The organism is Aquipuribacter aurantiacus, from assembly GCF_051216895.1.
Taxonomy (GTDB): Bacteria; Actinomycetota; Actinomycetes; order Actinomycetales; family JBBAYJ01; genus Aquipuribacter.
On the sequence record NZ_JBPKAO010000001.1, the window covers coordinates 215,346 to 230,121 of the forward strand.

Annotated in this window: 13 protein-coding genes; 10 read left to right on the plus strand and 3 right to left on the minus strand. The window is 73.8% G+C overall.

The window, feature by feature from the left end; genetic code table 11:
• Nucleotides 1-49 precede the first annotated feature (49 nt).
• Both ACR80Q_RS01090 and ACR80Q_RS01095 read left to right on the plus strand, forming a co-directional pair.
• Nucleotides 50-946 (plus strand): HAD family hydrolase, encoded by an 897-nt coding sequence (locus tag ACR80Q_RS01090; protein ID WP_435375690.1) that lies wholly within the window; start codon nucleotides 50-52, stop codon nucleotides 944-946.
• Nucleotides 943-2,256, plus strand: coding sequence for an alpha/beta hydrolase family protein (locus ACR80Q_RS01095; RefSeq protein ID WP_435375691.1), 1,314 nt, complete (start codon nucleotides 943-945; stop codon nucleotides 2,254-2,256). Before ACR80Q_RS01090 ends, ACR80Q_RS01095 begins: the two co-directional genes overlap by 4 nt.
• 12 nt (nucleotides 2,257-2,268) lie before the next feature.
• Here ACR80Q_RS01095 and ACR80Q_RS01100 read toward each other — a convergent pair whose 3' ends face one another.
• From ACR80Q_RS01100 to ACR80Q_RS01110, 3 genes are read right to left on the minus strand one after another with little or no spacing between them, the layout of a single operon-like run.
• On the minus strand, nucleotides 2,269-2,688 hold the full coding sequence (locus tag ACR80Q_RS01100) for a hypothetical protein (RefSeq protein WP_435375692.1): 420 nt from the start codon (nucleotides 2,686-2,688) through the stop codon (nucleotides 2,269-2,271).
• 10 nt (nucleotides 2,689-2,698) lie between these two features.
• Nucleotides 2,699-3,283: a bacterial proteasome activator family protein gene (locus ACR80Q_RS01105; protein ID WP_435375693.1), complete on the minus strand. Its 585-nt coding sequence runs from the start codon at nucleotides 3,281-3,283 to the stop codon at nucleotides 2,699-2,701.
• Nucleotides 3,284-3,300: 17 nt separating this feature from the next.
• On the minus strand, nucleotides 3,301-4,278 hold the full coding sequence (locus ACR80Q_RS01110) for an NAD(P)H-quinone oxidoreductase (protein WP_435375694.1): 978 nt from the start codon (nucleotides 4,276-4,278) through the stop codon (nucleotides 3,301-3,303).
• A gap of 158 nt (nucleotides 4,279-4,436) precedes the next feature.
• Here ACR80Q_RS01110 and ACR80Q_RS01115 point away from each other — a divergent pair, with 158 nt between their 5' ends.
• From ACR80Q_RS01115 to ACR80Q_RS01150, 8 genes are all read left to right on the plus strand, one after another.
• On the plus strand, nucleotides 4,437-8,321 hold the full coding sequence (locus tag ACR80Q_RS01115; protein WP_435375695.1) for a sensor histidine kinase: 3,885 nt from the start codon (nucleotides 4,437-4,439) through the stop codon (nucleotides 8,319-8,321).
• Between the two features lie 15 nt (nucleotides 8,322-8,336).
• Entirely contained in the window at nucleotides 8,337-8,786 is a 450-nt protein-coding gene (locus ACR80Q_RS01120; RefSeq protein ID WP_435375696.1) for a roadblock/LC7 domain-containing protein, read from the plus strand.
• Nucleotides 8,787-8,790: 4 nt separating this feature from the next.
• Nucleotides 8,791-9,183, plus strand: coding sequence for a DUF742 domain-containing protein (locus tag ACR80Q_RS01125; RefSeq protein WP_435375697.1), 393 nt, complete (start codon nucleotides 8,791-8,793; stop codon nucleotides 9,181-9,183).
• The gene (locus tag ACR80Q_RS01130; protein WP_435375698.1) at nucleotides 9,164-9,790 is read left to right on the plus strand and encodes a GTP-binding protein; all 627 of its coding nucleotides are present in this window, start codon (nucleotides 9,164-9,166) and stop codon (nucleotides 9,788-9,790) included. Before ACR80Q_RS01125 ends, ACR80Q_RS01130 begins: the two co-directional genes overlap by 20 nt.
• 118 nt (nucleotides 9,791-9,908) lie before the next feature.
• The gene (locus ACR80Q_RS01135; protein ID WP_435375699.1) at nucleotides 9,909-10,949 is read left to right on the plus strand and encodes a LacI family DNA-binding transcriptional regulator; all 1,041 of its coding nucleotides are present in this window, start codon (nucleotides 9,909-9,911) and stop codon (nucleotides 10,947-10,949) included.
• 208 nt (nucleotides 10,950-11,157) lie between these two features.
• On the plus strand, nucleotides 11,158-12,555 hold the full coding sequence (locus ACR80Q_RS01140; RefSeq protein ID WP_435375700.1) for an ABC transporter substrate-binding protein: 1,398 nt from the start codon (nucleotides 11,158-11,160) through the stop codon (nucleotides 12,553-12,555).
• A 152-nt stretch (nucleotides 12,556-12,707) separates the two neighbouring features.
• Nucleotides 12,708-13,697: a carbohydrate ABC transporter permease gene (locus ACR80Q_RS01145; RefSeq protein WP_435375701.1), complete on the plus strand. Its 990-nt coding sequence runs from the start codon at nucleotides 12,708-12,710 to the stop codon at nucleotides 13,695-13,697.
• Nucleotides 13,694-14,659 (plus strand): carbohydrate ABC transporter permease, encoded by a 966-nt coding sequence (locus tag ACR80Q_RS01150; RefSeq protein WP_435375702.1) that lies wholly within the window; start codon nucleotides 13,694-13,696, stop codon nucleotides 14,657-14,659. The genes ACR80Q_RS01145 and ACR80Q_RS01150 overlap by 4 nt, the downstream gene beginning before the upstream one ends.
• Nucleotides 14,660-14,776: the final 117 nt, after the last annotated feature.

Below are 14,776 nucleotides of genomic sequence, written 5' to 3' on the forward strand. Positions count from 1 at the left end.
CTGGTCGGTACACCCTGCCGACGGCGCGCCCCTCCCTCACAATGGTCGGGTGCGTCTACTGGCCAGCGACATCGACGGGACGCTGCTGCCACGGCTGGGTCCGATCACCGACCGGACCGTCTCGGCCCTGCGGGGCGCGGAGGACGCCGGGGTCCACGTGGTCCTCGCCACCGGCCGACCACCCCGCTGGATGACCGAGATCGCCGCCCGCACGCGCATCGCCGGGCACGCCGTGCTGGCCAACGGTGCCGTCGTGGTCGACCTGCAACGGGTCGGGGACGCCGACCACGGCGTGGTCCGCACCCGCACCATCGCCGTCGAGGAGGTCCTGCAGCTGGCCCACGACCTGCGGGCCGAGATGCCCGGCATCCACTTCGCGGTGGAGTCCGTGACCTGGTTCGGCGTCGAGCCCGGCTGGCCGCAGGCCATCGAGGCCGACCTGCCCCGCGCCGACCTGGTCGAGCTGCTCCGGCGCAGCGGTCCGGTGGTGAAGCTGCTGGCCAAGGCGGCCGAGGGGGCCGACCCGTTCGGGCCGGCCGACCCGGACGGCCCCGCCACGCACGCGTCGAGCTCGACCGCCGGGGACGACATGCTCGAGATCGCCCGACGGGTCACGGCCGGACGTGGTGAACCGACCCACTCCGGCTCGCAGTCCCCGCTGGTGGAGATCGGCCCGCCGGGCGTGGACAAGGCCGCCACCCTGGCCGAGGTGGCGGCCGAGCTGGGGGTCGACCGCACCGACGTCGTCGCCTTCGGCGACATGCCCAACGACGTGGCCATGCTCCGGTGGGCGGGCACCGGGTACGCCATGACCGGTGGGCACCCGGCCGCGGTCGAGGCCGCCGACCGGCTGGCTCCGCCGTGCCACGAGGACGGGGTGGCCCAGGTCGTCGAGCAGCTCCTGGCGGGGGGCACGCGCCGGGGGACGGGCCGCGCCGGCGCATGACCTCGACCCGCAGCGACACCGGCAGCGACACCGGCAGCGACACCGGCAGCGACACCGGCAGCGACACCGGCAGCGACACCGGTCCGGGGGTCGACGCGCCGGCCCGCCGCAGCCGCCGCGGCCGGTGGCTGCGGGCGGTCGCCTTCGTCGTGGTCGCCCTGCTCCTCCTCGCCGCGGGTCTCGTGGCCGGGGTCGCCTGGTACTTCTCCGGCATCGCCCTGGCCGTGGACCGCGGCGGGGCCCCGCCGGTGGGTCTCAGCGCCGGTGTCGGGGCCGACGGCGAGCGCGACGGCACGGTCGTCCTGCCGGACACCCCCGGGATGGCGGTGGAGGGTCTGCACGGCATCCGCTGGCAGGACGACGACGAGTCGGGGTGGGGCGTCGTCGGCGACGTGGTGTCCCGGGCCGACGGTCGTGTCGTGCGCGACTGGGAGGACCGGGTCGGGACCCTGCCCCGGGCCGGGGCCAACGGGCAGATCGACCAGGACGTGTTCCTCGGCAACCCCGGCGTCGTGGGCATGGAGTTCGTCGAGGTGACGCTGGAGTCCGAGCTCGGTGAGCTGGCCGCCTACCGGGTACCCGCGCCGCTGCGCCCCGACGAGCAGCAGGCCGCGGCCCGGGGGACCTGGATCGTCTTCGCGCACGGCCGTGGCGGTCAGCGCGAGGAGGCCAACCGCTACCTGCCGCTGTGGCACGAGATGGGGTACGAGGTCCTCGTCCCCCAGTACCGCAACGACGCCGGCGCACCGCAGGACCCGTCCGGCCGCTACGGCCTCGGCGGCACCGAGTGGCGCGACATCGACACCGCCCTGGCCTACGCCCTGGACCACGGCGCCGAGCAGGTGGTGCTGGCGGGCTGGTCCAAGGGCGGGGCGGTCAACCTGCAGGTGCTGGACCGGTCCGAGCACGAGGACGCGGTGGTCGGGCTGGTGCTGGACGCGCCCGTGCTGGACTGGCGCGACGTCTTCGAGCACCAGGGCGAGCTCGCCGGGCTGCCCCCGTGGATCACCGACCTGGCCATGCAGTTCGTCGAGCTGCGCGGCTCGCTCGACCTCGAGGAGTTCGACTGGACGACACGGGAGGACGCGGCCGTCGTCATCGACGTGCCCGTCTACCTCGTGCACTCCGACGACGACGCCTTCGTGCCCAACGGCCCCAGCCGCGACCTGGCGGAGTTCCTCGGACCGGACCGCGTCACCACCCGCTTCGACGGGCCGGCGGACCACACCCGGGAGTGGAACGTGGATCCGGAGGGGTACGACGAGGCCATGAGGGACTGGTTCGAGGGGCCCCTGCGCGACGCCGGGTGAGCACGGGTCCCCTCAGCCGTCCAGCTCGAGGGCGAGGGCCGCGTCGTGCGCGCGCGCCATGGCCTGCGCCATCGGCCGGTCCGCCGCCACCGGGTCCGCCTGGGCGATGACGAGCGCCTGCGCGACCTGGGAGACGGCGGTGGCGGCGCGCGACAGGGCGTGGTGCGCCGCCGCGAGCCCGTCGTCCCCCGGTACGTCCTGGTCGGTCCCGGGGGAGCGTTCGAACGCCGCCGAGCAGCAGCGCCACACCAGCTCGCGGCACGCCGTCAGCTCGTGCACGAGCGCCGGTGCCTCGCGCTGCTGGTGGGACAGCACCTGCAGCACGCGCTGGCTGGCCCGGTCCACCCGGTCGAAGTCCCGGCGCCACAGGCCCTCGCCCAACGGGTGCGGCGGCGGGCCGAACCGAGCCGTGAGCCGACCGATCAGCCCCACGACGAGGCGATCAGAGGTACTGCCCGGTCGCGGTCGGCCCGTCGGGCCCCGCCGCACCCGGCGGCAGGGGCCCCGGCAGCGCCTGCCGCCGGATCTGCTCCAGCTGGGCCCGCGCGGCCATCTGCTGGGCGAACAGCGTCGTCTGGATGCCGTGGAACAACCCCTCCAGCCAGCCGACCAGCTGGGCCTGCGCGATCCGGAGCTCGGCGTCGGACGGGGTGGCGCCGGGGTCGAAGGGCAGCGCCAGCCGGCGGAGCTCCTGGGTCAGGTCGTCCGACAGCCCGCTCTCGAGCTCGGCGATCGAGCGGGAGTGCACGTCGGCCAACCGGGCCCGGCCGGCCTCGTCCAGCGGTGCGGTCCGGACCTCCTCCAGCAGCTGCTTGATCATGCTGCCGATCCGCATCACCTTCGCGGGCTGCTCGACCATGCCCGCGAGGCCCTCCTCGCTGGCGTCGGTGGTGACGCTCATGCCCTGCGGCGTGACCACCACGACCCGGTCACGGCTGTCGTCGCGTCCCTCGGCGGGGTGGTCGGGCGCCGGCGTGACCGGCTGGGTCGGGTGCTTCTGCGGGTCGGTCGGGCCGGTGTCGCTCACGGGACCATCGTGGGTCATCACGGCACCAGGAGCACCTTGCCGACGTGCTCACCGGCCTCGATGACGCGGTGCGCCTCGCCCGCCTGCTCCAGCGGCAGCACCCGGTCGACGACCGGTTGCACGGCCCCGCGGGCGACCAGCGGCCACACCTCGACGACCACGCGGGCGCAGATGTCGGCCTTCTGCGACCAGGGTCGGGCCCGGAGCGTGCTGCCGTGCACCGTCGCCCGCTTGCCCATGAGCGCGGCCAGGTCCAGCTCGGCGGTACGCCCGCCCATCAGCCCGATCACGACGAGGCGGCCGCCGGTGGCCAGCACCTGCACGTGCAGGCCCAGGTACCTCGCCCCGACCGGGTCGAGGACCACGTCGACGCCGCGTCCACCCGTCAGCTCGTGCAGCCGCGCCGCGAGGTCGTCGGCCCGGTAGTCCAGCACGACGTCGGCGCCGTAGCCGGCCGCCGCAGCCACCTTCTGCGCCGACCCCGCGGTCGCGTACGGCGTCGCCCCCAGCGCCCGGACCAGCTGCGTGGCGAAGGTCCCGATCCCACTCGTGGCGCCGTGGACCAGGAACGTCTCGCCCGGCTGCAGCCGGGCGGTGGTCACGACGTTGCTGTGGACCGTGGCGGCCGCCTCGGGCAGCGCCGCGGCGGCGACGAGGTCCACCCCGGCGGGCACCGGCATCACCTGCGTGGCGCGCACGGCGACCTGCTCGGCGTAGCCACCGCCGTCCAGGAGCGCGCACACCTCGTCGCCGACCCGCAGGTGGCTCACCTCGGCGCCGACCGAGGTCACGGTGCCGGAGCACTCCAGGCCCGGCCACGCGGGCGTGCCCGCCGGCGGGTCGTAGCGCCCTTGCCGCTGCAGCAGGTCCGCGCGGTTGACGCCGGCCGCCGCGACGGTCACCACCACCTCCTTGGGGCCGGGACGCGGCTCGGGCACCTCCTGGACCACCAGGGACTCGGGACCGCCGGGGGACGTGACCACTGCAGCTCTCACCCGGTCGACGGTAGGACACGCAGCGACACACCTCCCACGGTGCGCCGTTCGGGTGACCGGTGAGGGGGTGGTGGTTCACCCGGGGCCCCTGCGTGCCGAACGACCTACCGACCGGCGGTTCAGGCGGTCGGTCATCGTCGTCTCCTGGAAGGCTCGCCATGCTGCGTTCTGCCGGTATCCGGTCGAAGATCCTCGCGGTCCTGGTCGTGCCCCTCGTGCTGCTCGGCATCACGGCGGGTCTGCTGGCCGTGGCCCAGGTCGACCGCGCGAGGCAGGCGTACGAGGTCGAGAAGATCGCCGCCATCGGCGCGGACTTCAGCACCCTGGTGCGTGGCATCGCCGCCGAGCGCGCCACCACCGCTGCGCTGATCCAGGACGACCCCGCGGCGGTCGAGGCCCTGCCCCAGGTCCGCGCGCAGGTCGACCAGGGCCTGGTCGCCTCTCGCGAGGCCGTGGCCGACGTGCAGCTCGGTCTGCTGTCCGGCCAGGCCGAGGAGGCGCTGGCCCGGGTGCAGAGCGCCCACGTCGAGCTGGGGATCATCCGTCAGCGGGTGGACGGCGGCGCCGCCTCCCTCGACGACGTGATGGCGGACTTCGACGACGTCCTGCGCGAGGACCTGGCCATGCCCGGTCGTGTCGCCGCGGGTGTCGCCGACGAGCAGACCGCCGACCTGCTGGCCGGCTTCGGCCACCTGATGACCACGCGGGACCTGGCCCTGCAGGAGCAGGAGATCGGCCGCCGGATCCTGGCCCGCAGCGCCACCGTCGGCGACACCCGCACCTTCGGTCCCCTCGCGGAGGCCCAGACCGAGGAGGTCGCGGCCTGGGAGTTCGCCGTCGGCTCCGACGCGGCCGCCGACGCGGCCGAGCTGGTCGGCGAGCAGCGGCAGACCGTCTGGTCCATCGGCCGGGCCCGGGTGGCCCTGAGCTCGCCGTCCACGGTCAACCAGACCGGGCTCACCCCCGAGATCTGGCAGGAGACCACCGACGCCCGGATCGCCGGGCTCGAGACCGCCCTCGTGCAGATCGCCGGTGAGGTCGACACCCAGGCCGCAGCCGTCTCCCAGCGGGCCACCCTGCTGGCCGCGCTCGCGGTGGCCGCGGCCGTCGTGGGCGTCGGTGTCACGGTGCTGCTGTCGCTGGTCCTGGCGCGACGGATCGCCCGCCCGCTGCGCGAGCTCACCGCCGCCGCCACGTCGGTGCGCGAGCAGCTGCCCCGCATGGTCGAGCAGATGCGCAGCCCCGGTCAGATGCCCGACGTCACGCTGCCCCGCATCGACGTGGACGGTGACGACGAGGTGGCCCGTCTGGCCGCCGCGTTCAACGCCGTCAACTCCACGGTCGTCGAGGTCGCGGAGGAGCAGGCCGCCCTGCGCGGCTCCATCGCCGAGACCTTCGTCAACGTCGCCCGCCGCAACCAGGTCCTGCTGTCGCGCCAGCTGTCGTTCATCGACCAGCTGGAGCAGAGCGAGGAGAACCCGGACACGCTGGAGAACCTGTTCCGGCTGGACCACCTGGCCACCCGGATGCGCCGCAACGCGGAGTCCCTGCTGGTGCTGGCCAACATCGACGCCGGTCGTCGGCTGCGTCAGCCGCTGGCCCTGTCCGACGTCATCCGCACCGCGGCGTCGGAGATCGAGCAGTACGAGCGCGTCAACCTGGCCCTGCAGGTCGATCCGCCGACCATGGGGCACCTGTCGCTGCAGCTGGCCCACCTGCTGGCCGAGCTGCTCGAGAACGGCACCAACTTCTCCGAGCCCCACACCCCGGTGCTGGTGGCCACCAGCAAGACCCCGACGGGTGTCCGCATCACGGTGACCGACGAGGGCCTCGGCCTGAACGACGAGGAGATCGCGGCGGCCAACGCCAAGATCTCCGACTTCGGTGCCGACGACGTCGTCACCTCGCAGCGCCTCGGGTTCTTCGTCGTCGGCCGCCTGGCCCGCAGGCTCGGCGTCACCGTCGGGATCCGGCGCGGCGCGGCGAAGGGTCTGGTCGTGACCGTCGACCTGCCGCCCTCGCTGTTCGTCCCGGGGACGGTCAGGGCCGTGACCCCCGAGGCCCCGGCGGTGGCGGGCGCCCCCGCGGCCGTCCCGACGCCGTCCCGTCAGGCCCCGGCCCCGGCCCCGGCCGCGGCCGCGGCCCCGAGCCCGGGCCCGGGCCGCCCGGCGGCGCCCGGTCACGCGACCCGGCCGCCCACGTCGCGCCCGGCCGCTCCCGCGCCCGTCGCGCCCCGTACCCCCGGCCCCCCCATCCAGCTCCCCGCCCCGGCCGACGACGAGGCCGCGCCGGCCGTGACGGTGACACCCGGTGGACCCGCCCTGCCGCGCCGCGGTCAGGCCGCGCCGGCGCCCGGCGCCACCGCGGCCGGGCCCCTCGCGACCCCCGCTCCGGCGACCCTCGTCGCCGGGACCGCTGCTCCCGCACCCGCTGCCCCGGCGGCTCCTGCTCCCGCGGCTCCTGCCCCGGCGGCGGTCACCCCCCGTCCGACCTTCACGGTGCCCCGCCCGGAGGACGACACGGCCGCGCTGACCCCCGTGGTCAGCGGGGACGGCCCGTCCCTGCCGACCCGTGCCCGCCGCGAGCCCGGCCCCGTCACGCCGGTTCCGTCGTCGGCCGTCGCGCCTGCCCCGGCCGTCGCGCCTGCCCCGGCGGCCACCACCCAGGCGCCCGCGCCGGCCGCCCCGACGTCGGAGGACGGGACGGGCCCGGACGAGCGTGCCGGCAACCCGCCCCGTCGGGCCGGGCTGTTCGGGGCGTTCCGTGCCCGCCGTGAGGTCGAGGCCGACGGGGCCGCCGCGCCGTCGACCGCGACGCCGGCCGCGGTCGTCCCGGTGCCGACCCCCGCGGTCCGTCCTGCTCCGGCCGCTCCCGCCCCCGCCGTAGCCGCCCCCGCAGCTCCCGCTCCCGCGGCGCCCGCTCCCGTGGTCCGGTCCGCCCCCGCCCCCGCCCCCGCCCCCGCCCCCGCCCTGGCCCCGGCCCTGGTCACGCGTACCCCGGGGGCGCCCACCGGCGACTCCGCGCCGGCGACGAAGACCCCGGCCCCGGTGCACGCGCCGCCGGCGCACTCGACCCGGCTCGCGCCGACCCCGCCGCCGGCGCCCCAGGCGCCGACCGCCCAGGCACCGGCAGCCCGGGCCGCCGCACCTCAGGCCCAGGCACCTCAGGCCCAGGCGCCTCAGGCCCAGGCACCCCAGGCACCGGCCGTGCGCCGGTCCGCACCCCAGCCTGCGGCCGCGCCTCAGGCCGCCCCGCAGCCGCCGACGTCCCAGCCCGTCGACATCCTCCCCGGCGGCGGCCGTCGCCGCGGTCGTCGGAGCCTGTTCGGCGGCCGGCAGGCCGCGGCCCAGCCGCCCGCACCGGTCGCCCGGGCGACGCCCCCGGTGCAGCCGCCGGTCCCCGCGGCCGGCCCGTCCGCACCGCGCCCCGACCTGCCGCAGGTGCCCACCCAGAACCCCGGGCCGGCACGCCGGCCGGCCGGGCCGCCGCCGGTGCCGCCCGCCGCGGTCGACCCCGGCCGGACCGCCGCTCCCGCGGCCCCGCTGCCCGGTCGTGACGGTGGCCGGGCCGTGCCCGTCCCCCTGGTGCCCGCGCTCGACGACGGCGACTCCGTCCGGCAGCGCTCGATGCTGGCCTCGGAGGCGCTCAGCGAGCTGAGCCGGCTGTCCACGTACAGCCCGAGCGCGGTCGAGGGTCGCGGCGGTCCCGCCCCGCTGACCCGGCGCCAGCCCGCCGCCAGCGAGGCGGCCAAGATCCACCAGCCCACCGGCCCGGCGCCCGAGCGCCGGCAGCGCAGCGCCGCGGACGTCCGCAGCATGCTGTCCGGCTTCCAGTCGGGGGTCACCCGCGGGCGCGGGGAGGACGCCGAGGCGTCCGTGCCGCCGCCCGCCCAGAGCCGGGTGCCCGTCCCCTCGGGCCCCTCAGGAGCCGCACCGGCTCTCCGTCCCGCCGTCCTGCCACGTTCCAGCCCGACCGCCGGCACCACCGCACCGCCCGCCGCCGGTACCCATCCCAGCACCGACGACACCCGCACCACCGACTGACGGAGGACCCGGACCGTGACCACGATGAGCACCGAAGCGACCAACTTCAGCTGGCTGCTCGACAACTTCGTCCGCAGCGTCCCCGGCGTCACGCACACCCTCGTGGTGTCGGCCGACGGCCTGCTGATGGCGATGTCGGACCAGCTCGACCGCACCCAGGGCGACCAGCTGTCCGCGATCGTGTCGGGCATCTCGTCCCTCACCCGCGGCGCCGCCCGGCAGCTCAACGCCGGCGAGGTCCGCCAGGCCATCGTCGAGATGGACAGCATGTTCCTGTTCTCGATGGTCGTCTCGGACGGCTCCGTCATCGCCGTGATGGCCGACGCCGGCTGCGACGTCGGGCTGATCGGCTACGAGATGGCGCTGCTGGTCAGCCGGACCGAGCAGACCCTGACCCCCCAGCTCGTCGGGGAGATGCGGGCGCGCCTGCCGATCTCCGGCGCCACCCGGGCCACGGTCGGCTGAGACCGTGGACGACCGACGCAGGCCCGCGCCGCCGGGACCCCGCCACGGCGACGGGGACGACTTCTCCGTGCGCCCCTACGCCCTGACCCGGGGCCGCACGCGGCACGCCAACGGGGCCTCGCTCCCGCTGGAGGCGCTCGTGCAGGCCCTGGCCCGGCCGAGCGTGTCCGACACCCCCGAGCAGCGCCGCATCCTCGAGCTCTGCGCCGACAAGTTCGAGTCGGTCGCCGAGATCGGGGCCCACCTCAAGCTGCCCGTCGGTGTCGTCCGCATCGTCGTGGGCGACCTGATGGAGTCCGGCCAGGTCCGGGTCCATGGGCTCACGTCCCCCTCGTCCTCCCCCTCGATCTCGCTGAGCGTTCTGGAGAGTGTTCTCGATGGCATTTCCTCCCTCTGACCTGGCCGCCCCCGTGGCGGAGGTCCCCGAGCAGGTAGTGGCGCCCACGGTCGTCAAGATCGTCGTGGCCGGCGGTTTCGCGGTCGGCAAGACGACGTTCATCGGGTCGATCTCCGACATCGAGCCGTTGTCCACCGAGGCGGCGATGACCGAGCACAGCCTGGGCGTCGACGACGCCGGCGGCGTGAGCGACCGCAAGACCACGACGACCGTGGCCATGGACTTCGGCCGCATCGGTCTGCCGGGCAACCTGTGGCTGTACCTGTTCGGCACCCCGGGGCAGGACCGGTTCCTGTTCATGTGGGACGACCTGGTGCTGGGTGCCATCGGCGCCGTCGTCCTCGTCGACACCGACCGGCTCGAGCAGTGCTTCCCCGCCGTGGACTACTTCGAGTCCCGGGGCATCCCCTTCGTCGTCGCGGTGAACTGCTTCGACGGCGTGGCCAAGCACCACCTCGAGGACGTCCGCGAGGCGCTGCAGGTGCCGGCCCACGTCCCGCTGCTCTACACCGACGCCCGCTCCCGGGCGGCGACCAAGCAGGCCCTGGTCAACGTGGTCCGTCTCGCGATGGAGCGGGCCAAGGCGGGGGCCCAGCCCGTCGGCTGAGGGGCCCGGGGACGACCCGGAGCGCCACCGCGGGAGGGGAACCGGCACCGACCGGAGCCCTCCCGCGTTCACTTCTCGCCCGGCACGGTGCACAATCCGTGATCACAGGCGAGGAGGCTTGACGTTGGCGTCGATCGAGGACGTGGCCCGAGCCACGGGTGTCTCGACCGCGACGGTGTCGCGGGCGCTCCGTGGCCTGGCCTCGGTGGCCGAGCCCACCCGCGCCCGGGTGCAGCAGGCCGCGCAGTCGTTGGGCTACGTGCCCTCGGCCGCCGCGGCGAGCCTGGCCAGCGGACGCACCAGGGCCATCGGGGTGCTCACGCCGCACGTCTCGCGGTGGTTCTTCGCCGTGTGCATCGAGACGGTCGAGGCCGTGCTGCGGACCCACGGCTACGACGTGCTGCTCGTCATCCTGCCGCCGGGGGGGCGCACGACGCCCGGCCCGGCCCGCACCCTGCCTCCCTCACGGCCGATGCTGGAGGGCGACCTGCTCCGCAAGCGGGTCGACGCCACCATCGTGCTGACCCTGCCGCTGGTCCCGCAGGAGCTGGTGACGCTGCAGGGCCTGGGCCACGACCTCGTCTACGTCGGCGGCGTGGTGCCCGGGCTGCGCTCGGTCGGCATCGACGACGTGGCCGTGGGGCGCGCCGCGACGCAGCACCTGGTGGACCTGGGGCACGAGGAGATCACCTTCGTCGGCGGCTCGCTGTCACCGGGCGACTGGGCCCCGCCGCAGGAGCGGTTCCGGGGGTACCAGGCCGGGATCGCCGCCAACGGGCTGGTGGAGCAGGAGGTCGTGAGCGCCGACCTGACCGTCGCGGACGGCCGCCGGGTCGGCCGTGACCTGCTGCGCCGGCGCCGGCTGCCCTCGGCGCTGGTGTGCGCCTCCGACGAGGTCGCCATCGGCGTGCTGCACGAGCTCCGTGTGGCGGGGGTGGACGTCCCGGGGCAGGTGTCCGTCATCGGGGTCGACGACCACCCCCACGCGGTGCTGCACGACCTGACGACCATCGCCCAGCCGGTCGCCGAGCAGGCCGAGCTGGCGACCCGCTGGTTGCTGGGGGCGCTGGAGGGTGGCGGGGACCAGGTGCCCGACCGGGGGGTCGAGCTGCTCCAGACCCGTCTCGTGGTGCGGGGGACGACTGCCGCGAAGGGGTGATGGGAACGTGCCCACCACCCACAGAACGGGACGAACAGGACGCAACGGACCGTTCTGGTCTGCCGGTCCGTCATGTTGCCGGATCGTTACGGCGGCGTGACACGAAGCCCTTGTATCTCGCGAGGTGCAAGCGTTTACATGACCCGTACGTCGAACCAGGTCCGCACAGGTGCGGCCGGACGAGAGCCATCAACGAGGAGGCACACCCATGCGCAACCGCCTGAACAGGCGTGTCGCGGTCGCAGCGAGCGCCGGCATCGGCGTCACGCTGCTGCTGGCCGCGTGCGGCGCGGACGCGATCGAGAGCGGGGGTGACGCCAGCGGTGACCCCGACGCCGGTGTCGACACCGCGACGGAGATCGACTGCGCCCCCTACGAGGAGTTCGGTGAGATCGACGGCACCACCGTGTCGCTCTACACCTCGATCCTCGCTCCCGAGGACCAGCCCTACATCGACGCCTTCCAGCCCTTCACGGAGTGCACCGGTGTCACGGTGAACTACGAGGGCTCCGCCGAGTTCGAGGCGCAGCTGCTCGTCCGCGTCCAGGGCGGCAACCCGCCCGACATCGCGCTGTTCCCGCAGCCCGGCCTGCTCCAGACCATCGTCCGCGACACCGGCACCGTCGTGCCCGCCCCCGACCAGGTCGAGGCCGCCGTCGACGAGTTCTACGGCCCGGACTGGAAGGCCTACGGCACCGTCGACGACGAGTTCTACGCCGCGCCCAACAGCGCGAACGTGAAGTCGTTCGTCTGGTACTCCCCGAGCGCCTTCGAGGAGAACGGCTACGAGGTCCCCGAGACGTGGGACGACATGCTCGCCCTCTCCGACCAGATCGTGGCCGACAACCCCGGCGGCGAGATCAAGCCCTGGTGCGCCGGCATCGGCTCCGGTGACGCCACCGGCTGGACGGCCACGGACTGGATGGAGGACGTCATGCTCCGCACCGCGGGCGCCGACGTCTACGACCAGTGGACCAACCACGAGATCCCCTTCAACGACCCGGCCGTGGCCACGGCGCTGGAGACCGTGGGCGGCATCCTCAAGAACGAGGACTACGTCAACGGCGGCATCGGCGGCGTGCAGTCCATCGCCTCCACCACGTTCCAGGACGGCGGCCTGCCGGTCCTCGACGGCTCCTGCTTCATGCACCGCCAGGCCTCGTTCTACGCGGCCAACTGGCCCGAGGGCACGAACGTGGCCGAGGACGGCGACGTCTTCGCGTTCTACCTGCCCCCGATCGAGGAGGAGGCCGGCGAGCCGATCCTCGGTGCCGGTGAGTTCGTCGGCGCCTTCGACGACCGCCCCGAGGTCCAGGCGTTCCAGCTGTACATGACGTCCTCGGACTTCATCAACCTCCGTGCGCAGGGTGGCCAGTTCATCCCGCCGCACAGCGAGCTGGACACGGGCAACCTGACCAACCCGATCGACACGCTGTCGGCCGAGCTGCTCACCAGCGAGGACACCACGTTCCGCTTCGACGCCTCCGACCTGATGCCCGGTGCCGTCGGCGCCGGCTCCTTCTGGACGGAGATGACGGCGTGGATCGCCGAGGACAAGGCCGACGCCGACGTCCTCGACGCCATCGAGGCCTCCTGGCCCCAGTGACACCCTGACGGTCCGCGGCGCCCCCCGAACGGGGGCGCCGCGGACCTTCCAGGTCGGGGGGCGCGCGAGTAGCGTCTCGCCCGTCCCACCTGCGCCAACCCCCGCACCACCCTGATCGCCCTTCCGACATCACGACGAGGAGATGCGCGGACATGGACTTCCTGATCAATGCCGGCACGGCGCCGGAGAAGCTGCTCGTCATGCTGGTGGCGATCGCGCTCTTCGTCGCCGTCATGGGCATCCTGCTCTTCGCCGTGGACCGGCCCAAGAACATGCCGAACTGGTTGGCCTTCGTGGCCTTCGTCGGCCCGTCCGCCGCGCTGCTGATCTTCGGCCTGATCCGGCCGGCGATCATCACCATCTACCAGTCGTTCTTCGACCGGACCGGCGCCAACTTCGTCGGCTTCGGCAACTTCGTCACCCTCTTCACGTCCAACGACCTGCGGACGGTGCTGGTGAACACCGTCATCTGGGTGCTCATCGTCCCCGTCGCCGCCACGTTCCTCGGGCTGCTGTACGCGGTCGTCGTGGACAAGTCCCCCGTCGAGGCGCTGGCCAAGGCCCTGATCTTCCTGCCGATGGCCATCTCGCTCGTCGGGGCCAGCATCATCTGGCGGTTCATCTACGAGTACCGCGCCGACATCGGCGCCAACCAGCAGATCGGCCTGGCCAACCAGGTGCTGGTCTGGCTGGGGTTCGAGCCCTACCAGTTCCTGCTCAACGGCCCGTGGAACACGTTCTTCCTGATCGTCGTGTTCATCTGGGTGCAGACCGGCTTCGCGATGACGATCCTGTCGGCGGCCATCAAGGCCATCCCGGACGAGATCACCGAGGCCGCCCGCCTCGACGGCGTCAGCGGCGGCCAGATGTTCCGCTACGTGACCGTCCCCGGCATCCGCCCCGCCCTGGTGGTCGTGCTCACCACCATCGCCATCGGCACGCTCAAGGTGTTCGACATCGTCCGGACGATGACCGGTGGCCAGTTCGGCACCTCGGTCGTGGCGAACGAGTTCTACACGCAGGCGTTCCGGCAGTCGAACATCGGCCTGGGCGCCGCCCTCGCGGTGATCCTGTTCGTCCTCGTCATCCCGATCGTGGTCTACAACGTGAGGCAGATGCGGCTTTCGGAGGAGGTCCGATGAGCACCACCGACCGCGACCCAGGGTTCCAGCCGACCGCGGCGTCGGCCCCCGGCGAGAAGCAGAGCGACTTCGTCGCGGGCAAGACGGCCGCCAAGGGCGACCTGACGCCCCGCGCGCGCAAGGTCCGCAAGGGCCTGACGAACCCGTGGGCCTCGCTCATCGCCATCGTGCTCGCCGTGCTGTGGACGATCCCGACGTTCGGCCTGGTGCTGTCGTCGTTCCGTTCGGAGACCAACATCAAGACCACGGGCTGGTGGACCTGGTTCGCCAACCCCGAGTTCACCGTCAACAACTACAACCTCGTGCTGTACGGCGGTCAGAACAACTTCAGCTCGTTCTTCATCAACTCCCTCGTCATCACCCTGCCGGCGGTGGTCATCCCGATCACGCTCGCCCTGCTGGCGGCCTACGCGTTCGCGTGGATCGAGTTCCCCGGCCGGGACTGGCTCTTCGTCGCGGTGTTCGCCCTGCAGATCGTGCCCATCCAGGTCACGCTCATCCCGCTGCTGCGCGACTACGTCGACTGGGGCCTCAACGGGTCGTTCTGGCCCATCTGGCTGTCGCACTCGATCTTCGCCCTGCCGCTGGCGGTGTTCCTGCTGCACAACTTCATGCGGGACATCCCCAAGTCGCTGATCGAGGCGGCCCGCGTCGACGGTGCCGGGCACGTCAAGATCTTCTTCCAGGTCCTGCTGCCGCTGCTCACGCCCGCCATCGCGGCCTTCGGCGTGTTCCAGTTCCTGTGGGTCTGGAACGACCTGCTCGTCGCCCTGACCTTCGGCAGCTCGCAGACCACGGCGCCGCTGACCGTGCGCCTGGCCGAGATGGTCGGCTCCCGCGGCACCGAGTGGCACCTGCTCACCGCGGGCGCGTTCATCACGATCATCGTCCCGCTCGTGGTCTTCCTGTCCCTGCAGCGCTACTTCGTCCGCGGCCTGCTCGCGGGCAGCGTCAAGGGCTGAGCAGCACCCCAGCACCCTCGTCCACCCGAACGGCCCGGAGCGCCCGCTCCGGGCCGTTCGGCGTGCGCGCGGCCCCTCCCTGCGGCTCCCGCTAAGGTCCGGCCCCGCCGCGCCGAT

Bases quoted from the DNA above. Each gene is read 5' to 3' on its own strand.
- ACR80Q_RS01095 (WP_435375691.1), top strand. From the start codon at position 943: ATGACCTCGACCCGCAGCGACACCGGCAGCGACACCGGCAGCGACACC.
- ACR80Q_RS01150 (WP_435375702.1), top strand. From the start codon at position 13,694: ATGAGCACCACCGACCGCGACCCAGGGTTCCAGCCGACCGCGGCGTCG.
- ACR80Q_RS01145 (WP_435375701.1), top strand. From the start codon at position 12,708: ATGGACTTCCTGATCAATGCCGGCACGGCGCCGGAGAAGCTGCTCGTC.
- ACR80Q_RS01130 (WP_435375698.1), top strand. From the start codon at position 9,164: ATGGCATTTCCTCCCTCTGACCTGGCCGCCCCCGTGGCGGAGGTCCCC.
- ACR80Q_RS01140 (WP_435375700.1), top strand. From the start codon at position 11,158: ATGCGCAACCGCCTGAACAGGCGTGTCGCGGTCGCAGCGAGCGCCGGC.
- ACR80Q_RS01115 (WP_435375695.1), top strand. From the start codon at position 4,437: ATGCTGCGTTCTGCCGGTATCCGGTCGAAGATCCTCGCGGTCCTGGTC.